Genomic DNA, 22,040 nt, shown 5'->3' with positions numbered 1-22,040 from the left:
ATTAAGACGACAATGTTCTAATGAGGTTGGAATAGTCTTCTTTGATGTCGTGGCTTTCTTCACGCAACTGCTCGATCTTACGGCAGGCATGCAGTACCGTGGTGTGGTCACGGCCACCAAACGCATCGCCGATTTCCGGCAGACTGTGGTTCGTCAACTCTTTGGCCAGGGCCATCGCCATCTGGCGAGGACGCGCGACCGAACGCGAGCGACGTTTGGACAGCATATCAGCCATCTTAATTTTATAGTATTCGGCCACCGTCTTTTGAATATTGTCGATGGTGACCAATTTTTCCTGCAAAGCCAGCAAATCGCGCAGGGCTTCACGGACAAAATCAATGGTGATCGCACGGCCGGTAAAGTTGGCATTGGCAATCACACGGTTTAGCGCCCCTTCCAGTTCACGCACATTCGAACGTAAGCGCTTGGCAATAAAGAAGGCCACTTCGTCTGCCAGACGGATATTATGATCTTCCGCCTTCTTCATCAGGATGGCGACGCGGGTTTCTAGCTCGGGCGGCTCAATGGCCACCGTCAGCCCCCAACCAAAGCGTGATTTCAGGCGGTCTTCCACCCCATTAATTTCACGCGGGTAACGGTCAGAGGTCAAAATGATCTGCTGATTGCCTTCCAATAACGCATTAAAGGTATGGAAGAACTCTTCTTGTGAACGCTCTTTATTAGCAAAAAACTGGATGTCATCGATCAGCAATGCATCAACGCTGCGGTAGTAACGCTTGAACTCTTCAATCGCGTTATTTTGCAGGGCTTTCACCATGTCCTGCACAAAACGCTCGGAGTGCATGTACACCACTTTGGCATTGGGTTTGCGATCGGCAATCGCGTTGCCCACCGCATGCAACAAGTGGGTTTTACCCAAACCGGTGCCGCCGTATAAAAACAGTGGGTTATATGCCGCACCTGGGTTATCCGCCACCTGACGGCACGCCGCCAAACCTAACTGGTTCGACTTACCTTCAACAAAGTTATTGAAGTTATGCTTCGGGTTCACGTTCGAGCGGTAGCCCGATTGCGACTCTGGCTGAACCGGTGACGGCGCAGGTTCCCAACGACGGGCGGGCGGTTCATCGTTCAGTGTGGACACCGCGGCTGGGGCGATCACCGGTGCAGGCACAACAGCAGGCTGCGGTGGCGGCACGATGACCGGACGGCTACCGACCTCAAATCGCAGGATCGGCACGTCATTACCGCAGAACTCATTCAGCAGACGGTTGATGTTGTTGAGGTACTTATCGCGAACCCAATCAAGCACAAAACGGTTCGGCGCGAACAAGGTCAACGTATTGTCGTTCAACTCTGCCTGAAGCGGTCGAAGCCACATACTGAATTCTGTTGCAGGGAGTTCTTCTTGAAGGCGTTGAAGGCACTGCAACCATAACGAAGATGACAAGTTCGACTCCACACTGAATAACTAAACACAAAAGGGATGCAATTTTATACCCGCTGGCGCAGGATCGCCAGCAAAGAGATCGCAGATCCGGTGAATAAGATCAGACTTATTCACATGGATCGCACATGAAAAGGGAAGATCAACACACTTTTACCCCTGCTTACCCACAAAGTCATGAACAATTACCCCCAAACAAGCCTAACAAACGGTTATTTGAAATAACTCCAAGTTATTTAAAAAAACCGACTTCTTCCGGATAGGATGGTCGACATAGCACATCATCATTACAATATCCGGAGTTGCAGTATGAAAAACTGGATGAAACGCGCCTTTGCCCCACTCCTTGTGGTTCTAACCCTTTCGCACAGCGCCGTTGCCGCCACCGACATCAAAGTCGGCATGTCTGGCCGCTATTTTCCATTCACATTTGTCAAAAATGACCAGCTCCAAGGCTTTGAAGTCGATGTGTGGCAGGACATCGGCAAACGCAATGACTATAACGTCGAGTTTGTCACCGCCAGTTTCTCAGGATTGTTCGGGCTGCTAGAAACCGGCCGTATCGATACCATCTCCAACCAAATCACCATTACCCCGGCCCGTGAAGCCAAATTTGTGTTCTCACAGCCTTATGTGATTGACGGCGCCCAGTTGGTGGTACGTAAAGGCAATGACACCATCCACACCACTGCCGATCTCAGCGGCAAAACCGTGGGCGTGAACTTGGGATCCAACTACGAGCAACTGCTTCGCCAGCTCGATAACGCCAGCGACATCACCATCAAAACCTACGACAGCGGGATTGAACACGATGTCGCACTGGGCCGGACCGATGCCTTTGTGATGGATCGCCTCTCTTCAGCCGCCCTGATCCAAAAAGCCAATCTGCCCCTGCAACAGGTCGGCGAACCGTTTGAAAAAATCGAAAATGCCTGGCCCTTTGCCAATACGGCCAAAGGCCAACAGCTGCGCGATGAGGTAGATATCGCCCTGAGCGCGATGCAGAAAGACGGCACCCTGCGCGCCTTGTCGATGAAATGGTTTGGCACTGACATTACCCAATAAATCGCCCCATCCGCTCCCTCGCCAAGCCTTTCCACTGGGCTTGGCGTCTACCGGCTTCTCTCTTTTTCTTTTTCACCACACACTGAGGCACCATCATGGGTTTTGATGTTGATTACATGCTGTCCTTGCTGCCGTTGCTGGTGCGCTATCTCGGCACCACCTTAGAAATGGCATTATGGGGCGGCGTCTTCGCCGTGATCCTGGCGCTCGGTTTAGCGTTAATGCGGCTTTACCGCGTACCGATCCTCAATCCACTCAGTCAGCTATACATCAGCTTTTTTCGTGGCACGCCACTGCTGGTGCAATTGTTCTTGCTGTATTACGGCTTGCCTCAATTATTCCCGGTGTTTATTGGCCTCGATGCCTTCAGCGCCGCTGTGCTGGGGTTAACCTTGCATTTCGCCGCGTACATGGCTGAAAGCATCCGCGCCGCCATCAATGGCGTCGATCGCAGTCAACACGAAGCCAGCTTGTCGATTGGGATGACAGAATGGCAAGCGATGCGCCGCATCATTTTGCCGCAAGCCACCCGCGTTGCCCTGCCATCACTGATGAACTACTTCATCGATATGATCAAATCCACCTCGCTGGCGTTTACCCTTGGCGTGGCGGAAATCATGGCCAAGGCGCAGATGGAAGCCGCATCCAGCTTTAAGTTTTTTGAAGCTTTTCTGGCCGTCGCCCTGATTTATTGGGCCATCGTGTTAGTACTTACTCAGCTGCAACACTGGGCAGAGGCCCATCTCAATAAGGCATTTTTACGATGATCACACTCAATAACCTGACCAAACGCTTTGGTGAGCACACCGTGTTTAATGATCTGCAGTTACAGATTGAAAAAGGCGAAATTGTGGTGGTGATCGGCCCGTCCGGCACCGGGAAATCGACCTTATTACGCTGCATTAACTTTCTCGACACCGCCGACACCGGCCACATCACCATTGATGGCCTCACCGTCAACAGTGCGCACGCAAAAGCCAAAGACGTATTGGCACTGCGGCGCAAAACCGGCTTTGTGTTTCAACACTATGCGCTGTTTTCGCATCTTACTGCGCGACAAAATATCGCAGAAGGCCTGATCACCGTAAAAGGCTGGGATAAAAACGCCGCCCATGATCATGCACAGGCGATTTTGGACGATATCGGCCTTGGCGATAAAGGCGATCACTACCCTGCCGCGCTCTCCGGCGGCCAACAACAACGGGTTGGGATCGGTCGGGCGATGGCATTAACACCAGAATTATTGCTGTTTGATGAGCCCACTTCCGCGTTAGATCCGGAATGGGTCGGAGAAGTACTGACCCTGATGAAGCAGTTAGCGCGTCGTCACCAAACCATGTTGGTGGTCACGCATGAGATGCAATTTGCTCGCGAAGTGGCTGATCGGGTGATCTTTATGGCCGATGGTGGGCTGGTTGAACAAGGACCGCCGAGCCAGATCTTCACCCAACCACAGGATCCTCGGTTAAAAAAGTTCCTAAAACAAGTGGGGATCCACGCAGGATCCTTGCACTCTGCCGCAGACGAAGTATAATTCAGCGCCCGTAGTTTCTACGGCTGTAATGATTGACTATTTAAAAGCCAGTGATTACAATTCCGCCTCTTTGTTTAGAGGCAGCCGATTGTTCGCAGTCGGAAACCTAGACAATACTTAAAAACTGATCAGTTAATTTAAGGTAATACCCATGAAACGCACTTTTCAACCAACAGTTCTAAAGCGCAAGCGTACTCACGGCTTCCGTGCACGCATGGCTACTAAGAACGGTCGCGCTGTAATCAACGCACGTCGCGCTAAAGGCCGTAAGCGTCTTTCTAAATAATCACTGATTATTTTGAATAAGCTCGCTTTTCCTCGGGAGTTACGTCTGCTAACTCCCGAACATTACAAAAAAGTCTTCCAGCAAGCTCATCGTGCTGGCTCTCCCCACTTGACCATTCTTGCCCGTCCTAACAACCTTGACCATCCACGTCTCGGCCTTGCTGTACCCAAAAAACAGATCAAAACCGCTGTCGGTCGAAATCAATTCAAACGCATCACGCGTGAGAGTTTTCGCCTAACGCAAGCTGATCTGCCAGCCAAGGATTTTGTTGTTATCGCTAAAAAGAGTGCCAGTGAGTTGAGCAATGAAGAACTTTTCACATTGCTAGACAAATTATGGCATCGCCTGTCTCGCCCTTCGCGTGGCTAGTCGTAGGACTAGTCCGCTTTTACCAACTGGCAATAAGTCCGCTTATTGGGCCCCGTTGTCGCTTTACCCCCACATGTTCTCAATATGCCATTGAAGCAATAAAAGCGCATGGAGCGATAAAAGGTGGTTGGTTCGCAGCGAAACGTCTATTAAGATGTCATCCTTTAACCGACGGTGGCTACGACCCCGTTCCGCTAACCAAGCATAACGACAGAGATAATTAACGATGGATTCCCAACGCAATATTCTGTTAATTGCCCTACTGTTTGTCTCTTTCCTGCTATTTCAGCAATGGAACATGGACAGCAACCCACAGCCAGAAAGCCAGGGTGTAGCGCAACAAACCAACATCAGTGGTGATGTTCCTTCGCATTCCGATGAAGGCCAGACCATTCCCGATCAAGGCACTTCTCAACACCTTATCACCATTAACACCGATGTCCTGTCGCTTACAGTCGATACGCTAGGTGGCGACATTGTTGAAGCAAAACTGCTTGCTTACAACAACGAATTGGATTCAACCGATCCCTTCGTCCTGCTTAAAAATATTAAAAACCACGTTTACACTGCACAATCGGGCCTGATCGGCGCGAACGGCATTGATTCGACGAGCCGTGCACAACTGCATGCCACCGCAGACAGCTTCACGCTTGCTGCGGGTCAAGACGAATTGCGTGTACCACTGACGTACAGCAAAGACGGCATCAGCTACACCAAAACCTATGTGCTAAAACGCGGTGACTACGCGGTTGACGTGGATTACACCATCGACAACCAGAGTGACGCACCAACAACGGTTCAGATGTATGCGCAGTTGAAGCAGAACCTGATGGATGACGGTGGCAGCCTAACGATGCCAACGTACCGTGGCGGCGCTTACTCGGCTGATGACGTTAACTACAAAAAATACAGCTTTGATGAGATGCAGGACAAGAACCTGTCTCTAGAAATCAAACAGCACGGCTGGGCAGCCATGATGCAGCACTACTTCGTGACTGCATGGATCCCGCGTGAGCAAGGCGTGAGCAATCTGTACACCCGTACCGTGGGCGACTACGGCTACATGGGCGTGCGTCTGCCAATGACCACCATCGCAGCAGGCCAAACTGATACCATCAAGAGCACCTTGTGGGTCGGTCCAAAACTGCAAAAGCAAATGGAAGCGACGGCACCGAACCTAAACCTGACCGTGGACTACGGTTGGCTATGGTTTATTGCCAGCCCGCTACACAGCTTGCTGTCATTCATTCACGGCTTGGTGGGTAACTGGGGTGTTGCAATCATCATCCTGACGTTCATCGTACGTGGTGCGATGTACCCGCTAACCAAAGCACAGTACACCTCCATGGCAAAAATGCGCATGCTACAGCCTAAGCTGCAAGCAATGCGTGAGCGTATTGGCGACGACCGCCAGCGCATGAGCCAAGAAATGATGGAACTGTACAAGAAAGAGAAAGTGAACCCATTGGGTGGCTGTCTGCCTATCTTGCTACAAATGCCTATCTTCATTGCGCTGTACTGGGCACTGATGGAATCCGTTGAACTGCGTCACGCGCCATTCTTCGGTTGGATCCATGACTTGTCGGCACAAGACCCGTACTACGTGCTACCTATCCTGATGGGTATCACTATGTTCATGATCCAGAAGATGAGCCCAAGCACGGTTACCGATCCAATGCAGCAGAAGATCATGACGTTCATGCCGGTCATGTTCACGTTCTTCTTCCTATGGTTCCCAGCGGGTCTGGTACTGTACTGGTTGGTATCGAACATCGTAACACTGATCCAGCAAACGTTGATTTACCGTTCGTTGGAGAAGAAAGGGCTGCACACCAAGTAACCCTGGTGACTCTCTTTGTTGAAAAGGCGACCTTCGGGTCGCCTTTTTTATTGCCTCTGTTTACAATTACAGCGTCTTTATTAATAAGCTAAGAATATGATCGCACATACAGATACCATTGTTGCCCAGGCAACACCGCCCGGCCGTGGCGGCGTCGGCATTATTCGCGTCTCCGGCCCACTGGCGACGACCGTGGCACACGCCGTGGCAGGCCGTGAACTGAAACCGCGTTACGCCGAATACCTGCCGTTCAAAAACGACGACGGCACCGCACTGGACCAAGGTATCGCCTTGTTCTTCAAAGGCCCGAATTCCTTCACCGGTGAAGACGTGCTGGAACTGCAAGGCCACGGTGGCCCGGTACTGATGGACATGCTGATCCGCCGTATCCTGCAGATTGACGGCATCCGTCCGGCGCGCCCGGGGGAATTCTCCGAACGTGCGTTCATGAATGACAAACTCGATTTGGCACAAGCTGAAGCGATTGCTGACTTGATTGATGCCAGCTCTGAAGAAGCCGCGAAAAGCGCGTTCAAATCATTGCAAGGCGCCTTCTCACAGCGCGTCAACGAGCTGGTCGAAGCCCTGATCCACCTGCGTATCTATGTCGAAGCCGCGATTGATTTCCCGGAAGAAGAAATCGATTTTCTCTCTGATGGCAAAGTCACGGGCGATCTGCACGGCATCATTGACCGTCTGGATGCGGTACGCCGTGAAGCCAACCAAGGCGCGATCATGCGTGAAGGGATGAAGGTGGTCATTGCGGGGCGTCCGAACGCCGGCAAATCCAGCCTGCTGAACGCCCTGTCAGGCAAAGACAGTGCCATCGTGACTGACATCGCCGGGACCACCCGTGACGTCCTGCGTGAGCATATCCACATCGATGGCATGCCACTGCATATCATCGACACCGCCGGCCTGCGAGAGGCCTCTGACGAAGTCGAGCGCATCGGTATTGAGCGCGCATGGGATGAAATCCAACAAGCCGACCGCGTCCTGTTCATGGTTGACAGTACCGACACTGACGCCACCGATCCGGCAGAGATTTGGCCGGAGTTTATCGAACGCCTGCCAGCGGGTCTTGGCATTACCGTGATCCGTAATAAAGTGGAACTGACCGGTGAAACCGCCGGGATCTGCCATGTGAATAACCCGACGCTGATCCGCTTGTCTGCCCGTACCAATGACGGCATCGATAGCCTGCGTGAGCACTTGAAAGCCTGCATGGGCTTTGCCGGTACCACGGAAGGCGGCTTCATGGCACGTCGTCGTCACCTGGACGCCCTGGAGCGTGCAGCCAGCCACTTAGAAATAGGTAAAGAGCAGCTTGAAGGTTACATGGCCGGTGAAATTTTGGCGGAAGAGCTGCGTTTAGCCCAGCAGCACCTGAGTGAAATCACCGGTGAGTTCACCTCTGACGATCTTTTGGGTCGGATCTTCACCTCGTTCTGTATCGGTAAATAACGGATCCGGCCCGTCACGGGCTTACGATCCCCTCCACAGTCTGTCTGGGATCATCTGGACAGGCTGTGCATAACCCCTCTCGACATCCCCTTCTTTCTCTTTGGATCCTACTGATATCTCTGGCCAGAGGCGATACAATGCCTGTGCATAGCCTGACTGTGCATGAATATCCCAACGCGTAGCCAAGAGAGAAACCATGAGCTTAATCACTTTGATCACCGGCAGTACCCTCGGCGGTGCTGAGTACGTTGCCGATCATCTGGCCGATTTACTTGACCAAGCCGGTCATGACACCGATATCCACAATCATCCCAACCTTAATGACCTCGATATTGCCTCTGTATGGCTGATTGTTTGTGCCACACACGGTGCTGGCGACTACCCAGACAATATTCAGCCGTTCATGGCGCAATTGCGCGACGAACAACCCGATCTCAGCGGCCTACAATACGGCGTCGTTGGCTTAGGGGACAGCAGTTACGATACCTTCTGTGCCGCGGCGAAAAACATTGATCAGCAACTGCAAGCATTGGGCGCCACACGCTTAGGGGATCGCCTTGATATCGATGTATCACGCGATCCAGTGCCTGAAGATCCCGCTGAACAGTGGCTGGAAACGTGGAAAACCACCCTGAATGCGTAAAAACAGGCCAAAAAGAGTCCTCATTTTTGGCTTTTTTTGATCTTTTTTCTGTGGATAACTATAGTTCTAAACGGTGATCAACCCATAGTTATCCATTTAATAACTTATCCACTCGGATCCCCTTGTTGATAAGTGCTGTTTTTGATCCCAGCTAATCCTTATGAAGATCCAAGCTGCTCCACAGCAAATGATCCTCCCTAACAACATGATCATTAGGATCATTTATCACTTATCCACACGATCGGGCGATCTATATAATAGATCTAACAGAAGATCTCTTTAAAAGATCTTATATATATTTAAAGAGCTCATCTTCTTGGATCAAATGATCTTCAGGAAAGATTCTCTCTTTTCGCGAAACAGGATAGAATGATCCCCCTTTGCGCAAAGACAACGCACTGCCAATTTTGAATACCCGAGGTAGTTTCATGTTTTACCAGGACAATTTTGATGTCATCGTCGTTGGTGGCGGCCATGCTGGGACAGAAGCCGCATTGGCGGCCGCCCGTATGGGACAAAAAACCTTATTGCTGACACACAACATCGATACGTTGGGACAGATGTCATGCAACCCGGCGATCGGCGGGATCGGGAAAGGACACCTGGTTAAAGAAGTTGATGCCCTGGGTGGTTTGATGGCCCAGGCCATTGATAAGGGCGGGATCCAGTTCCGTACCCTCAACGCGTCCAAAGGCCCAGCGGTGCGTGCAACCCGTGCCCAGGCTGACCGCGCCCTGTACAAGGCCGCTGTTCGTGAAGCGTTGGAAAACCAACCCAACCTAACACTGTTCCAGCAATCTGTTGATGATTTGATCATTGAAAACCACCGCGTGGTGGGTGCTGTAACGAAAATGGGACTGAAGTTCCGAGCCAAAGCGGTTGTTTTAACCGTCGGCACCTTCCTAGGCGGCAAGATCCACATTGGTCTTGAAAATTACAGTGGCGGTCGCGCCGGGGATCCACCGTCGATCGCATTGGCATCACGCCTGCGTGAATTGCCTTTCCGCGTGGATCGTCTGAAAACCGGTACGCCACCACGTATTGATGCGCGTACGGTCGATTTCAGCCAATTGGAAGCCCAGCACGGTGATAACCCGACCCCATTGTTCTCGTTTATGGGCAAGCAATCGGATCATCCGCGTCAGATCCCGTGTTTCATCACACACACCAATGAGAAAACGCACGATGTGATCCGTAATAACTTGGATCGCAGCCCGATGTATTCTGGCGTGATCGAAGGGATCGGTCCGCGTTACTGTCCGTCGATCGAAGACAAAGTCATGCGCTTTGCCGATAAAAACAGTCACCAGATCTTCATCGAGCCTGAAGGTTTAACGACGCATGAGTTATACCCGAACGGGATCTCAACCAGTTTGCCGTTTGATGTACAGATGCAAATCGTGCGCTCCATGAAAGGCTTTGAAAATGCCGCTATCATGCGTCCGGGTTATGCGATTGAATACGATTTCTTTGATCCGCGCGATTTGAAGCAGACGTTTGAAACCAAATTCATTGATGGTCTGTTCTTTGCGGGTCAAATCAACGGCACCACCGGTTATGAAGAAGCGGCGGCGCAAGGTTTGTTAGCGGGGATGAATGCCGCGCTGTCAGCCCAAGACAAAGAAGGCTGGAGCCCGCGTCGTGATCAGGCTTACATGGGCGTATTGATCGACGACTTGTCGACCATGGGCACCAAAGAGCCGTACCGTATGTTCACCTCACGCGCGGAATACCGTTTGCTACTGCGTGAAGACAACGCGGATTTACGTTTGACGGAAATGGGTCGCCAATTCGGTTTGGTGGACGATGAACGTTGGGCGCGCTTCAACCAGAAAATGGAAAACATGGAAACCGAGCGTCAACGTCTGAAAGGGATTTGGGTCACACCAACCTCTGAGCAGGTGGCGGCTGTGAATGCGATCCTGAAAACGCCGATCGCCCGTGAAGCGAGCGGTGAAGATCTGCTACGCCGTCCGGAAGTGACGTATGAACAACTGACGACCATTGACATGTTCGGCCCGGCGCACGAAGACGCTCAAGCCAGCGAGCAAGTGGAAATTCAGGTCAAATACCAAGGGTATATTGATCGTCAGAAGGACGAAGTGGAAAAATCCCTGCGTCATGAGAATACCAAGCTGCCGTTAGATATGGACTACAGCCAAGTAAAAGGCCTGTCGAACGAAGTGGTATTGAAGCTCAATGATGCCCGTCCTGAAACCATCGGTATGGCGTCGCGTATTTCAGGCATTACGCCAGCGGCGATTTCTATTCTGTTGGTTTTCCTTAAAAAACAGGGCGTGTTAAAAAAAGGCGCTTAGGAGTGCATCGTGAAACAACGTTTAGCGCAATTGATCGCGCAAACTGACCTGACGGTCACAGAACAGCAGATTGATCAGCTGGTTGGCTATGTCGCCATGCTGGATAAGTGGAATAAAGCGTATAATCTGACCTCAGTCCGCGATCCGTATGAGATGTTAGTGAAACATATCATGGATAGCATTGTGGTAAGCCCTCACTTACAGGGTGAGCGCTTTATCGATGTCGGTACGGGCCCAGGCTTGCCTGGGATCCCACTGGCGATCATGAATCCGGACAAAGACTTCACCCTGCTCGATAGCTTGGGTAAGCGTATCCGCTTCATTCGTCAGGTGCTCCATGAGCTGAAAATCACCAACGTAACCCCGGTACAGAGCCGTGTGGAAGCGTTCCAGCCGGAGGTAGGCTTTGACATGGTATTGAGCCGTGCCTTTGCCTCACTGAACGATATGGTGTCATGGTGTCAGCATCTGCCAACGGAGCAAGGGTGCTTCTTGGCACTGAAAGGACAGTTCAATCAACAGGAAGTGGCAGAATTACCGACATGGTGTTCTGTGACAGAGGTCAAATCTTTGCAAGTTCCCGAGTTAGAAGGCGAGCGTCATCTAGTAATCTTGGCTGCAAAGGGTTAATGGATGAGGTTTTTTTGTGGGAAGAGTCATAGCGGTAGCCAACCAGAAGGGAGGCGTGGGTAAAACCACAACGTGTGTCAACTTGGCAGCTTCATTAGCTGCGACGCAACGCAAGGTGTTGGTGATTGATTTGGATCCCCAAGGCAACGCCACCATGGCGAGCGGTGTGGACAAATACCAGGTCGATGCGACCGCGTATGAGCTTCTTGTCGAAGAAACCCCTTTCAATGATGTTGTGATCAAAGAAACCACGGGCGGCTATCACCTGATAGCTGCCAATGGTGACGTCACCGCAGCGGAAATCAAATTGATGGAAGTGTTCGCCCGAGAGGTCCGTTTACGTACCACTTTAGAGGGTGTTCGTGGTAACTATGATTTCATCTTTATTGATTGTCCTCCCGCCTTAAACCTTCTTACAATCAATGCTATGACTGCCGCAGATTCGGTCTTGGTACCGATGCAATGCGAGTATTTTGCCCTTGAGGGCTTAACGGCATTGATGGATACCATCAGTAAACTGACGGCTGTCGTCAATAGCAACCTCAAAATCGAAGGCTTGTTACGTACGATGTATGATCCGCGTAACCGTCTCGCCAATGAGGTGTCGCAACAGCTGAAAAAGCATTTTGGCGACAAAGTCTATCGAACCGTGATCCCACGCAACGTGCGTTTGGCTGAAGCGCCAAGCCACGGTCGCCCTGCCATGTACTACGACAAATATTCCAGTGGTGCAAAAGCCTACCTGGCATTGGCTGGGGAGATCATTCGACGCGATGAAATCGCGCGCAGTGCCGACACGGTCGATGCATAAGGGTCAACCATGAACATGAATAAACGAGGCCTTGGAAAGGGCCTTGATGCGTTACTGGCAACCAGCTCGGTGGCCCTACAGCGTCAACAGAAAGCGGAACAGGCACAAACCCTGTCGGCAGACGGCCAATTACAGACGTTAGCGACCACACAATTGGTGGCGGGTCAGTACCAGCCGCGCCGTGATATGTCGCCTGAGGCGTTAGCCGAGTTGGCCGACTCTATCCGTGCGCAAGGGGTGATCCAACCGATTGTGGTGCGTGAAATCGCGCCGCAGCAGTTTGAGATCATCGCCGGTGAACGCCGTTGGCGCGCGGCCCGTCAAGCGGGGCTTCAGGCTGTGCCTTGTATCATCAAGGCGGTCGATGACCGAGCGACGATTGCGATTGCGTTGATTGAAAATATTCAGCGCGAAGATCTCAATGCCATTGAGGAAGCGCAGGCATTGGCACGTTTGCAGCAGGAGTTTTCCCTGACGCACCAGCAAATCGCCGAAGCCGTCGGTAAATCACGCGCAGCCGTGTCTAACTTATTGCGTTTGAACCAGTTAACCGATGCGGTAAAGCAGATGGTCGAGCGTAAGCAGTTAGAGATGGGCCATGCCCGTGCTTTGCTGCCCTTAACCGCCGACCAACAGCTGGATATTGCGCAGCAGGTTGTAGCGCGCATGTTAACGGTGCGTGAAACCGAACGCTTGGTCAAGCAGTTGCAAAATCCGACCATTGCCCCGAAAAAAGCGGCCATGGATCCGGCGTTAGAAGCGGTAGAAAATCGCCTAAGTGAGCGATTTGGCGCCCAAGTGGCGATCGATCAGCAGAAAAGCGGTAAAGGAAAAATCGTTATTCGCTTTGATGAAGCTGACAAGCTTAAGCAACTTCTTGCAATGTTCGGCGACGAAATGTGACACAAAACGTGCATAAATTGTTGCAAAATTTACAATGCCGTGATCAAGTTATTGTGTTGTAAAATCTAACACTTTTTTTTGCTGCGATTAGATTGCATTCAATCTAATGAGCCGTATAATTTTCGCAGTTTTCCCAGCACGCTGTATGTGCAGAGGAAAGGACTCGAGGAACGAATACATGGTATCGGCGCTGGTTAAGCCGGGACGCCAATTGGCGAAACGGTTACTGTTGCTACAATCTGGCGTCGTGTTAGCAACGGCAATCTTGGCAGTATTTGCTGTCAGTGTTGACTGGGGAATCTCTGCATTAATCGGTGGTGGGATCTTTGTGATCGCTAACGCCGTCTTTGCCAGCTGTGCGTTTTTGTTCAGCGGTGCCCGCAAGGCCCGTTTGATCATGGCGTCCTTCTTTGGTGGCGAAGTGCTGAAAATCCTCATCACGGTCATTCTCTTTGCCGTTGTTTACCTGTATGTCGAGGTGGAACTTGTTCCCCTCAAACTGACCTATTTGCTGGCTCTCGGAATCAACATCTTTGGGCCGGTTTTATTCATTAACAACAACAAATAGGATGAGTTATGGCTGCGCCAGGTGAAGCGCTAACGCCGTCGGGCTACATTACTCACCACCTGACCAATTTGGCAGTGGGTGATGGTGGCTTCTGGACGGTTCATATTGATAGCCTGTTTTTCTCAGCCCTTACCGGTTTACTCTTTCTTTGGGTGTTCCGCAAGGCTGCGAAATCAGCGACATCAGGAGTTCCTGGGAAACTACAGTGTTTTGTGGAGATTTTGGTTGAGTTCGTTGACTCTAACGTCAAAGATACTTTCCATGGCCGCAACCCGCTGATAGCTCCTCTGGCTCTGACCATTTTCTGTTGGATTTTGCTGATGAACATCATGGACTTGGTGCCAATTGATTTTCTTCCTTATCCTGCAGAGCATTGGCTGGGTATTCCTTATCTTAAGGTGGTACCAACGGCTGATGTCAACATCACCATGGCAATGGCACTGGGCGTTTTCGCATTGATGATCTACTACAGCATCAAAGTGAAAGGGTTAGGTGGCTTTGCGAAAGAACTGGCTCTTCACCCGTTCAATCACCCTGTCATGATCCCGTTCAACCTGCTTCTTGAAATTGTTTCGCTACTGGCTAAACCAATTTCACTGGGCATGCGTCTGTTCGGTAACATGTTCGCCGGTGAGGTGGTGTTTATCCTGATTGCGGCATTGATGCCGTGGTGGGCTCAGTGGCTGGGGTCGTTACCGTGGGCAATTTTCCACATCCTGGTCATTACAATTCAAGCGTTCGTGTTTATGATGTTGACTATTGTGTACCTGTCTCAGGCGCATGAAGACAATCATTAACGATTATTTGTAAATTATTCAATTTTTTACTGGCACTTTAGCCGACAACTATAAACTGGAGATAGTGATGGAAACTTTACTAAGCTTTTCTGCAATTGCCGTGGGCATCATTGTAGGTCTTGCTTCACTGGGTACTGCGATTGGTTTCGCCCTTCTTGGTGGTAAGTTCCTTGAAGGTGCTGCACGTCAACCTGAAATGGCACCAATGCTTCAAGTTAAGATGTTCATCATTGCGGGTCTACTTGATGCGGTTCCAATGATCGGTATCGTAATCGCTCTACTATTCACATTCGCAAACCCATTCGTTGGCCAGCTAGCTGGTTAATCAACGAACGAACGGATCCTAGCAACCCTTTTTAAGGAGATGCGTTGTGAATATGAATGCAACCTTGCTGGGTCAGGCAATCGCCTTCTTTATGTTTGTGGTCTTCTGCATGAAATATGTGTGGCCACCTATCATGGAAGCGATCGAAGAACGTCAGAAAAAAATTGCTGACGGTTTGGCAGCTGCTGATCGCGCTGCCAAAGACCTGAACCTGGCGCAGTCAAATGCTTCTGATCAACTGAAAGAAGCAAAACGTACTGCAACTGAGATCGTCGAGCAAGCCAATAAGCGCAAGTCTCAGATCATTGATGAAGCGAAGGCGGAAGCCCTTGCTGAGCGCGATAAAATTCTGGCTCAAGGTCTTGCTGAGATCGAAGCTGAACGTAACCGTGCTCGTGATGAGCTAAGAAAACAAGTTGCAACTCTGGCTGTGATTGGTGCTGAGAAAATCATTGAGCGTACTATCGATAAAGATGCGCACGCTGATCTTCTTAACAAAGTCACTGCAGAACTGTAATTAAAGGGGCAAGCACATGTCGGATATGACTACCATCGCACGCCCCTACGCTAAAGCAGCCTTTGATTTCGCGGTTGAGAAAGGTGAGCTGGCCCAATGGGCTGAAATGCTCACCTTTGCTGCCGAAGTAGCAAAAAACGAGACTATCAAGGACATCCTTGATAGCGGTTATGCTGCTGACAAACTGACGGAAATTTTCGTGTCAGTGTGTGGTGAGCAACTCAACGAATTCGGCCAGAACCTGCTAAAGGTGATGGCGGAAAATGGACGTCTTAAAGCGCTTCCTGCTGTGTGTGACGAGTTTCTGCTGCTGAAAAGCGAGCAGGAGAAGACTATCGAGGCTGATGTGATCTCTGCGATTACCTTGGACGATAGCCAACTTGAAGCCATCAGCAAGAAGCTGGAACAGCGTCTTGAGCGTAAAGTGAAGCTGAATTGCAGTGTAGACGAGACCCTGATTGCTGGGGTTGTAATTAGAGCCGGAGACTTGGTCATCGATAACTCAGTACGCGGCAAGTTAGACCGCCTGAGCGATGCTTTGCAGTCTTGATTTGGGGAATTGGAGCATGCAACTTAATTCCACGGAAATTAGCGCACTGATCAAACAGCGTATTGAAAATTTCAACGTTGTAAGTGAAGCGCGTAACGAAGGTACGATCATCTCTGTGAGTGACGGTATCCTTCGTATCCATGGCCTTGCAGACGTAATGCAAGGTGAAATGATTGAATTACCAGGCGGCCGTTACGCACTGGCACTGAACCTTGAGCGTGACTCGGTGGGTGCGGTTGTAATGGGCCCTTATGCCAACCTTCAGGAAGGCATGAAAGTAACCGGTACCGGTCGTATTCTTGAAGTGCCAGTAGGTAAAGCCCTGCTTGGTCGTGTCGTGAATACCCTGGGCGAGCCAATCGATGGTAAAGGTCCAATCGAAACAGAGACATTCTCTCCTGTTGAAGTGATTGCACCGGGCGTTATCGACCGTAAATCGGTTGATCAGCCAGTACAGACCGGCTACAAAGCCGTTGACTCGATGATCCCTATCGGCCGTGGCCAGCGTGAGTTGGTGATCGGTGACCGTCAGACAGGTAAAACGGCGATGGCTATCGATGCCATCATCAACCAGAAGAACTCTGGTATTTACTCTGTGTATGTTGCTATCGGCCAGAAAGCCTCAACCATTGCGAACGTTGTACGTAAGCTGGAAGAGCATGGCGCGTTGGAAAACACCATTGTGGTTGTGGCTTCTGCTTCTGAAGCAGCAGCACTGCAGTACCTTGCACCGTATGCAGGTTGTGCAATGGGTGAGTACTTCCGTGACCGCGGCGAAGACGCATTGATCGTTTATGATGATCTGTCTAAGCAGGCTGTGGCTTACCGTCAAATTTCACTGTTGCTGAAGCGCCCACCGGGCCGTGAAGCATTCCCTGGTGACGTTTTCTACCTCCACTCTCGTCTTCTAGAGCGTGCAGCACGTGTTAACGAACACTATGTAGAGCAGTTCACTAACGGTGAAGTAAAAGGTCGTACAGGTTCATTGACGGCATTGCCGATCATTGAAACGCAAGCCGGTGACGTTTCTGCGTTCGTACCGACCAACGTTATCTCCATCACTGATGGCCAGATCTTCCTACAGACAGAGCTTTTCAATGCCGGTATCCGCCCTGCGGTTGACCCAGGTATCTCTGTATCGCGTGTAGGTGGTGCGGCACAGTCAAAAATCATCAAGAAGCTGTCTGGTGGTATCCGTACCGCACTGGCACAGTACCGTGAACTGGCGGCGTTTGCTCAGTTCTCGTCTGACCTCGATGATGCGACGAAGAAGCAGCTTGATCACGGTCAGAAAGTGACTGAATTGATGAAGCAAAAGCAGTATGCACCGATGTCTGTCTTCGAACAGGCGGTAGTGATTTTTGCTGCTGAAAAAGGCTATTTGAACGATGTTGAGCTGACTAAGCTTGCTGACTTCGAATCTGCGTTGCTTTCATACGCCAAAGGTCAATTCGCTGAGCTTGTGTCTCAGGTTGATGAAACGGGTGCGTGGAATGATGAAATCGAAGCTCAGTTCGTGAAACTGGTTGAAGATTTCAAAGCGACCCAGACTTGGTAATTGGTTGGTGATCGCTTGCGATCACCCACTAACGGAGAGTAACGATGGCCAGCGCAAAAGAGATACGTAACAAGATCGGTAGTGTGAAAAACACACAGAAGATCACAAAAGCGATGGAAATGGTTGCCGCATCGAAAATGCGTAAAACGCAAGATGCAATGGAATCATCTCGTCCATACGCACAAACTATGCGCAAAGTGATCGGTCATATCGCCCTTGGTAGCCTCGAGTATAAGCACCCTTATCTTGAGGAGCGTGAAGCCAAGCGCGTGGGTTACATCATTGTTTCGACTGACCGCGGCCTGTGTGGTGGCTTGAACATTAACTTGTTCAAACAAGCTATCCACGACATTCAAGGCTGGTCAGATCAAGGTGCCGACGTTGATTTAGCGCTGATTGGCGCAAAGGCGACGGCATTCTTTAACAGCTATGGCGGCAACGTGGTTGCACAGGTCTCTGGCCTGGGTGACAAGCCTTCAGTGGATGAACTGATTGGTACGGTTGGCGTGATGCTGAAGAAATATGATGAAGGCCAATTGGATCGCCTGTATTTGGTTTACAACCAGTTTGTAAACACCATGGTGCAGGAACCCGTGATTGATCAATTGCTGCCTTTGCCTAAGTCGGAAGACGAAGACATGCAGCGTAACCACTCTTGGGACTACATTTATGAGCCCGAGCCAAAGCCCCTACTCGATACCCTGTTGGTCCGCTATGTGGAATCACAGGTTTATCAGGGCGTGGTTGAGAACCTTGCCAGTGAGCAAGCGGCTCGAATGGTTGCGATGAAAGCAGCAACAGATAACGCCGGAGATTTAATTAACGACCTACAACTGGTGTACAACAAAGCCCGTCAGGCGGCGATTACACAAGAGTTGTCAGAAATCGTTTCCGGTGCAGCTGCTGTTTAAGGCAAAGAATTAATAAGTTTAGAGGATTAAACGATGGCTACAGGTAAGATCGTACAGATCATCGGTGCGGTAGTCGACGTCGAGTTTCCACAGGACTCTGTACCACAGGTATACGATGCCCTTCATGTTGATGCAAAAGAGAACGGTACACTGGTTCTTGAAGTGCAGCAGCAGCTAGGTGGCGGCGTTGTACGTGGTATCGCAATGGGTACTTCTGATGGCTTGCGTCGTGGTTTGTCTGTTGAAAATACAGGCCGCCCAATTGAAGTTCCAGTTGGTACTGCAACACTAGGACGTATCATGAACGTTCTGGGTCAGCCAATTGATGAGTGTGGTGAGATCGGTGAGAAAGAGCGTTACGCGATTCACCGTGAAGCACCAAGCTACGAAGATCAGTCAAATGTAACTGAACTGCTAGAAACTGGCGTGAAAGTTATCGACTTGATTTGTCCATTCGCGAAGGGTGGTAAAATCGGTCTGTTCGGTGGTGCCGGTGTAGGTAAAACCGTCAACATGATGGAACTGATCAACAACATCGCCCTACAACACTCAGGCCTGTCGGTATTTGCTGGTGTAGGTGAGCGTACACGTGAAGGTAACGACTTCTACTTTGAAATGCAGGAAGCCGGCGTTGTAAACGTTGAAAATCCTGAGCTATCAAAAGTAGCAATGGTTTACGGCCAGATGAACGAGCCACCAGGTAACCGTCTACGTGTTGCTCTGACGGGTCTGACCATGGCTGAGCGTTTCCGTGATGAAGGCCGTGACGTACTGTTGTTCATCGATAACATCTACCGTTATACCCTAGCAGGGACAGAAGTATCTGCACTGCTTGGCCGTATGCCATCAGCGGTAGGTTACCAGCCAACGCTGGCAGAAGAGATGGGTGTCCTTCAGGAACGTATCACGTCAACCAAGTCAGGCTCTATCACGTCTGTACAGGCGGTATACGTCCCTGCCGATGACTTGACGGATCCATCACCAGCAACCACGTTTGCTCACTTGGATGCGACCGTTGTACTGTCTCGTCAGATCGCGTCTCTGGGTCTATACCCAGCGATCGACCCATTGGATTCTACATCACGTATGCTAGACCCATTGGTGGTTGGTCAGGAACACTACGACATCGCGCGTGGCGTTCAGAGCTTGCTGCAGCGTTACAAAGAGCTAAAAGACATCATTGCAATTTTGGGTATGGACGAGCTATCAGAAGCTGATAAGCAAGCGGTATCCCGTGCACGTAAGATTGAGCGTTTCTTGACTCAGCCTTACCACGTTGCTGAAGTCTTCACCGGTGACCCAGGCATCTACGTATCTCTTAAAGAGACATTGCGTAGTTTCAAAGGCATTCTTGCTGGCGAATACGATGATATCCCAGAGCAGGCATTCATGTACTGCGGCGCGATTGAAGACGTATTGGAAAAAGCGAAGAAGCTTTAAGCTAAGTAGGAGGCGACATGGCAGCGATAACCTTCCATCTGGACGTCGTCAGCGCAGAGCAACGTTTGTTCTCTGGCCGTGCTGAAAACATTCAGGTGACCGGTAGCGAAGGTGAACTGGGTATTCACGCAGGACACACCCCGCTGCTGACCGCTATCACCCCAGGTATGGTACGTATCACCAAGCAGAATGGCGACGAAGAGGTAATTTACCTGTCGGGCGGCATGCTGGAAGTACAGCCAAGTGCGGTTACCGTACTGGCGGATACGGCGATCCGTGGCCAAGACTTGGATGCGGCGAAAGCGGAAGAAGCAAAACGCCAGGCTGAGGAGCGAATCCACAATCAGCACGGTGATATCGACTTTGCCCAGGCAGCCAGTGATCTGGCGAAGGCCATTGCTCAGCTTCGTGTTATTGAGCTGACTAAGAAAGCCCGCTAATTCGGCAGACGATGTAAAAAAGCGACCCTCGGGTCGCTTTTTTTATCTCTGCGCGATGCCGGCAAAGGGAAGGCGGTAGCCGCTAGTATGCGAGAGTGGCATAATGATGTCAGGCTAAGTAAAAAAACAATGTTTTTCCTTAACCCAGTTACTGCAAGTCGATACAATGCGGTAAGTGATGACTTTAAATATGCACCAAGAGGAATAGGTGATTATGAGCTTCAGTGCTGTGATCTTGGCGGCGGGTAAGGGAACCCGCATGTACTCCAATCTGCCAAAGGTACTGCATACCTTAGCAGGTAAACCGATGGCCAAACACGTGATCGACACGTGCATGGGTCTCGGGGCGAATAACGTACACCTGGTCTATGGGCATGGTGGCGACCAAATGCAAGCCGTATTGGCCGATGAGCCGGTACAGTGGGTGCTGCAAGCCGAACAGTTAGGTACTGGCCATGCGGTCAATCAAGCTTGCCCTGCGCTTGCCGACGACGAAAAAGTCTTGATCCTGTACGGCGATGTGCCGTTGATCAGTGCGGAAACACTGGAAAACCTACTGGATGCTCAGCCGAGCGGTGGCATTGCCTTGCTGACCGTGGTATTGGATGATCCGACGGGCTATGGCCGTATTGTGCGTCGCAATGGCCCGGTTGTGGCGATTGTTGAGCAGAAAGATGCCAGTGAAGAGCAGAAGCTGATCAAAGAAATCAATACCGGCGTGATGGTGGCCAACGGTGGCGATCTGAAACGTTGGTTGTCGGCGCTGAAAAATGACAATTCGCAGGGTGAATACTACCTGACGGATATCATTGAAATTGCCCACAACGAAGGTCGTGCGGTAGAAGCGGTACACCCTGTGCGTGCCATTGAAGTGGAAGGCGTCAACAACCGTATTCAACTGGCGAAGCTAGAGCGTGCGTTCCAAGCGATGCAGGCTGAGCGTTTGCTTGAGCAAGGCGTGATGTTGCGTGATCCGGCCCGTTTTGATCTGCGCGGTGAGCTGCAGTGCGGTACCGACGTCGAAATCGACGTGAACGTGATCATCGAAGGCAGCGTGTCGTTGGGGAACAACGTGATGATCGGTGCTGGTTGTGTCCTGAAGGACTGTGAAATCGACGACAACACGATTGTCCGCCCTTACAGCATCATTGAAGGCGCTACCGTGGGTGAAGATTGTACGGTGGGGCCATTTAGCCGTTTACGCCCTGGCGCAGAATTGGTCGCTGATGCCCACGTGGGTAACTTCGTGGAAATCAAACAAGCGCGTCTGGGTAAAGGCTCAAAAGCCAACCACCTGACGTATCTGGGCGATGCGGAAATCGGTGAGCGCGTGAACATAGGTGCCGGTACCATTACCTGCAACTACGATGGCGCGAACAAATTCAAGACCGAAATCGGCGATGACGTGTTTGTCGGCTCTGACACCCAATTGATCGCCCCGGTTAAAGTGGCCAACGGTGCAACGATCGGTGCCGGTGCGACCATTAACCGTAATATCGGTGAGGGCGAGTTAGTGATCACTCGCGCACCAGCCCGCACGATTAAAGGCTGGAAGCGTCCGGTGAAACAAAAGTAATCCTCACCGTGACGATGAAAGAAGGCAAGGGCTCCCCTTGCCTTTGTTGTTTCTGGCGAATCATTTTCCGAGTTCCGAGTTTATCCC

The 22,040-nt window shown here is 50.9% G+C and carries 24 protein-coding genes; 23 read left to right on the top strand and 1 reads right to left on the bottom strand.

Going from position 1 to position 22,040, the window contains the following annotated elements; translation table 11 throughout:
* Position 1: 1 nt before the first annotated feature.
* Positions 2–1,411, bottom strand: a complete 1,410-nt coding sequence (gene dnaA, locus ACSF8W_RS22770) for a chromosomal replication initiator protein DnaA (RefSeq protein ID WP_500849374.1) — start codon at positions 1,409–1,411, stop codon at positions 2–4.
* A gap of 306 nt (positions 1,412–1,717) precedes the next feature.
* Between dnaA and ACSF8W_RS22765 the strand changes: the two genes are divergently transcribed.
* From ACSF8W_RS22765 to glmU, 23 genes are all read left to right on the top strand, one after another.
* Positions 1,718–2,473 carry an amino acid ABC transporter substrate-binding protein gene (locus ACSF8W_RS22765; RefSeq protein WP_500849373.1) on the top strand — a complete coding sequence of 252 codons (756 nt, stop codon included), beginning with the start codon at positions 1,718–1,720 and terminating at the stop codon, positions 2,471–2,473.
* Between the two features lie 95 nt (positions 2,474–2,568).
* The gene (locus ACSF8W_RS22760; RefSeq protein ID WP_500849372.1) at positions 2,569–3,240 is read left to right on the top strand and encodes an amino acid ABC transporter permease; all 672 of its coding nucleotides are present in this window, start codon (positions 2,569–2,571) and stop codon (positions 3,238–3,240) included.
* Positions 3,237–4,007 (top strand): amino acid ABC transporter ATP-binding protein, encoded by a 771-nt coding sequence (locus ACSF8W_RS22755; protein ID WP_500849371.1) that lies wholly within the window; start codon positions 3,237–3,239, stop codon positions 4,005–4,007. Before ACSF8W_RS22760 ends, ACSF8W_RS22755 begins: the two co-directional genes overlap by 4 nt.
* Before the next feature lie 151 nt (positions 4,008–4,158).
* Positions 4,159–4,293, top strand: coding sequence for a 50S ribosomal protein L34 (gene rpmH / locus ACSF8W_RS22750; protein WP_082210903.1), 135 nt, complete (start codon positions 4,159–4,161; stop codon positions 4,291–4,293).
* A gap of 12 nt (positions 4,294–4,305) precedes the next feature.
* A complete protein-coding gene (gene rnpA, locus ACSF8W_RS22745; RefSeq protein ID WP_500849370.1) occupies positions 4,306–4,662 on the top strand; it encodes a ribonuclease P protein component in 357 nt (118 codons plus the stop codon).
* Positions 4,629–4,886: a membrane protein insertion efficiency factor YidD gene (gene yidD, locus ACSF8W_RS22740; RefSeq protein ID WP_428478180.1), complete on the top strand. Its 258-nt coding sequence runs from the start codon at positions 4,629–4,631 to the stop codon at positions 4,884–4,886. The genes rnpA and yidD overlap by 34 nt, the downstream gene beginning before the upstream one ends.
* A 2-nt stretch (positions 4,887–4,888) precedes the next feature.
* Positions 4,889–6,502, top strand: coding sequence for a membrane protein insertase YidC (yidC, locus tag ACSF8W_RS22735; RefSeq protein ID WP_500849369.1), 1,614 nt, complete (start codon positions 4,889–4,891; stop codon positions 6,500–6,502).
* 96 nt (positions 6,503–6,598) lie between these two features.
* Positions 6,599–7,966 (top strand): tRNA uridine-5-carboxymethylaminomethyl(34) synthesis GTPase MnmE, encoded by a 1,368-nt coding sequence (mnmE, locus tag ACSF8W_RS22730; RefSeq protein ID WP_500849368.1) that lies wholly within the window; start codon positions 6,599–6,601, stop codon positions 7,964–7,966.
* Between the two features lie 196 nt (positions 7,967–8,162).
* Complete coding sequence (gene mioC / locus ACSF8W_RS22725; protein WP_500849367.1) at positions 8,163–8,609, top strand: FMN-binding protein MioC; 447 nt, start codon at positions 8,163–8,165, stop codon at positions 8,607–8,609.
* A 428-nt stretch (positions 8,610–9,037) separates the two neighbouring features.
* Positions 9,038–10,927, top strand: coding sequence for a tRNA uridine-5-carboxymethylaminomethyl(34) synthesis enzyme MnmG (gene mnmG / locus ACSF8W_RS22720; protein WP_500849366.1), 1,890 nt, complete (start codon positions 9,038–9,040; stop codon positions 10,925–10,927).
* Positions 10,928–10,936: 9 nt separating this feature from the next.
* A complete protein-coding gene (gene rsmG / locus ACSF8W_RS22715) occupies positions 10,937–11,557 on the top strand; it encodes a 16S rRNA (guanine(527)-N(7))-methyltransferase RsmG (RefSeq protein WP_500849365.1) in 621 nt (206 codons plus the stop codon).
* Between the two features lie 16 nt (positions 11,558–11,573).
* A complete protein-coding gene (locus ACSF8W_RS22710) occupies positions 11,574–12,368 on the top strand; it encodes a ParA family protein (RefSeq protein ID WP_428478174.1) in 795 nt (264 codons plus the stop codon).
* Between the two features lie 9 nt (positions 12,369–12,377).
* Positions 12,378–13,271 carry a ParB/RepB/Spo0J family partition protein gene (locus ACSF8W_RS22705; protein ID WP_500849364.1) on the top strand — a complete coding sequence of 298 codons (894 nt, stop codon included), beginning with the start codon at positions 12,378–12,380 and terminating at the stop codon, positions 13,269–13,271.
* Between the two features lie 178 nt (positions 13,272–13,449).
* Positions 13,450–13,839: a F0F1 ATP synthase subunit I gene (locus ACSF8W_RS22700; RefSeq protein WP_500849363.1), complete on the top strand. Its 390-nt coding sequence runs from the start codon at positions 13,450–13,452 to the stop codon at positions 13,837–13,839.
* An 8-nt stretch (positions 13,840–13,847) separates the two neighbouring features.
* Entirely contained in the window at positions 13,848–14,636 is a 789-nt protein-coding gene (atpB, locus tag ACSF8W_RS22695) for a F0F1 ATP synthase subunit A (protein ID WP_500849362.1), read from the top strand.
* A 67-nt stretch (positions 14,637–14,703) separates the two neighbouring features.
* Positions 14,704–14,961, top strand: coding sequence for a F0F1 ATP synthase subunit C (atpE, locus tag ACSF8W_RS22690; protein WP_005372317.1), 258 nt, complete (start codon positions 14,704–14,706; stop codon positions 14,959–14,961).
* Positions 14,962–15,007: 46 nt separating this feature from the next.
* Positions 15,008–15,478, top strand: coding sequence for a F0F1 ATP synthase subunit B (gene atpF / locus ACSF8W_RS22685; RefSeq protein WP_428478170.1), 471 nt, complete (start codon positions 15,008–15,010; stop codon positions 15,476–15,478).
* Positions 15,479–15,494: 16 nt separating this feature from the next.
* Positions 15,495–16,028 (top strand): F0F1 ATP synthase subunit delta, encoded by a 534-nt coding sequence (atpH, locus tag ACSF8W_RS22680; RefSeq protein WP_500849361.1) that lies wholly within the window; start codon positions 15,495–15,497, stop codon positions 16,026–16,028.
* Between the two features lie 16 nt (positions 16,029–16,044).
* A complete protein-coding gene (atpA, locus tag ACSF8W_RS22675; protein WP_500849360.1) occupies positions 16,045–17,586 on the top strand; it encodes a F0F1 ATP synthase subunit alpha in 1,542 nt (513 codons plus the stop codon).
* A 44-nt stretch (positions 17,587–17,630) separates the two neighbouring features.
* Positions 17,631–18,497, top strand: a complete 867-nt coding sequence (gene atpG, locus ACSF8W_RS22670; RefSeq protein WP_500849359.1) for a F0F1 ATP synthase subunit gamma — start codon at positions 17,631–17,633, stop codon at positions 18,495–18,497.
* A 33-nt stretch (positions 18,498–18,530) separates the two neighbouring features.
* A complete protein-coding gene (atpD, locus tag ACSF8W_RS22665) occupies positions 18,531–19,937 on the top strand; it encodes a F0F1 ATP synthase subunit beta (protein WP_500849358.1) in 1,407 nt (468 codons plus the stop codon).
* 17 nt (positions 19,938–19,954) lie between these two features.
* On the top strand, positions 19,955–20,377 hold the full coding sequence (locus tag ACSF8W_RS22660) for a F0F1 ATP synthase subunit epsilon (RefSeq protein WP_428478165.1): 423 nt from the start codon (positions 19,955–19,957) through the stop codon (positions 20,375–20,377).
* Positions 20,378–20,591: 214 nt separating this feature from the next.
* Positions 20,592–21,953: a bifunctional UDP-N-acetylglucosamine diphosphorylase/glucosamine-1-phosphate N-acetyltransferase GlmU gene (glmU, locus tag ACSF8W_RS22655; protein WP_500849357.1), complete on the top strand. Its 1,362-nt coding sequence runs from the start codon at positions 20,592–20,594 to the stop codon at positions 21,951–21,953.
* Positions 21,954–22,040 lie beyond the last annotated feature (87 nt).

The organism is Photobacterium sp. 270122K (assembly GCF_059941365.1).
The sequence above is the reverse complement of the archived record's forward strand: the minus strand, read 5'-3'. Positions and strand labels throughout refer to the sequence as shown.

What these genes read in the sequence shown, in the direction of transcription:
- atpE (WP_005372317.1), top strand. Translation starts at nt 14,704, where the DNA reads ATGGAAACTTTACTAAGCTTTTCTGCAATTGCCGTGGGCATCATTGTA.
- ACSF8W_RS22755 (WP_500849371.1), top strand. Translation starts at nt 3,237, where the DNA reads ATGATCACACTCAATAACCTGACCAAACGCTTTGGTGAGCACACCGTG.
- mnmG (WP_500849366.1), top strand. Translation starts at nt 9,038, where the DNA reads ATGTTTTACCAGGACAATTTTGATGTCATCGTCGTTGGTGGCGGCCAT.
- atpG (WP_500849359.1), top strand. Translation starts at nt 17,631, where the DNA reads ATGGCCAGCGCAAAAGAGATACGTAACAAGATCGGTAGTGTGAAAAAC.
- atpH (WP_500849361.1), top strand. Translation starts at nt 15,495, where the DNA reads ATGTCGGATATGACTACCATCGCACGCCCCTACGCTAAAGCAGCCTTT.
- mnmE (WP_500849368.1), top strand. Translation starts at nt 6,599, where the DNA reads ATGATCGCACATACAGATACCATTGTTGCCCAGGCAACACCGCCCGGC.
- mioC (WP_500849367.1), top strand. Translation starts at nt 8,163, where the DNA reads ATGAGCTTAATCACTTTGATCACCGGCAGTACCCTCGGCGGTGCTGAG.
- ACSF8W_RS22660 (WP_428478165.1), top strand. Translation starts at nt 19,955, where the DNA reads ATGGCAGCGATAACCTTCCATCTGGACGTCGTCAGCGCAGAGCAACGT.
- atpA (WP_500849360.1), top strand. Translation starts at nt 16,045, where the DNA reads ATGCAACTTAATTCCACGGAAATTAGCGCACTGATCAAACAGCGTATT.
- rpmH (WP_082210903.1), top strand. Translation starts at nt 4,159, where the DNA reads ATGAAACGCACTTTTCAACCAACAGTTCTAAAGCGCAAGCGTACTCAC.
- yidC (WP_500849369.1), top strand. Translation starts at nt 4,889, where the DNA reads ATGGATTCCCAACGCAATATTCTGTTAATTGCCCTACTGTTTGTCTCT.
- ACSF8W_RS22700 (WP_500849363.1), top strand. Translation starts at nt 13,450, where the DNA reads ATGGTATCGGCGCTGGTTAAGCCGGGACGCCAATTGGCGAAACGGTTA.
- glmU (WP_500849357.1), top strand. Translation starts at nt 20,592, where the DNA reads ATGAGCTTCAGTGCTGTGATCTTGGCGGCGGGTAAGGGAACCCGCATG.
- atpD (WP_500849358.1), top strand. Translation starts at nt 18,531, where the DNA reads ATGGCTACAGGTAAGATCGTACAGATCATCGGTGCGGTAGTCGACGTC.
- ACSF8W_RS22705 (WP_500849364.1), top strand. Translation starts at nt 12,378, where the DNA reads ATGAACATGAATAAACGAGGCCTTGGAAAGGGCCTTGATGCGTTACTG.
- yidD (WP_428478180.1), top strand. Translation starts at nt 4,629, where the DNA reads ATGGCATCGCCTGTCTCGCCCTTCGCGTGGCTAGTCGTAGGACTAGTC.
- ACSF8W_RS22765 (WP_500849373.1), top strand. Translation starts at nt 1,718, where the DNA reads ATGAAAAACTGGATGAAACGCGCCTTTGCCCCACTCCTTGTGGTTCTA.
- ACSF8W_RS22760 (WP_500849372.1), top strand. Translation starts at nt 2,569, where the DNA reads ATGGGTTTTGATGTTGATTACATGCTGTCCTTGCTGCCGTTGCTGGTG.
- atpB (WP_500849362.1), top strand. Translation starts at nt 13,848, where the DNA reads ATGGCTGCGCCAGGTGAAGCGCTAACGCCGTCGGGCTACATTACTCAC.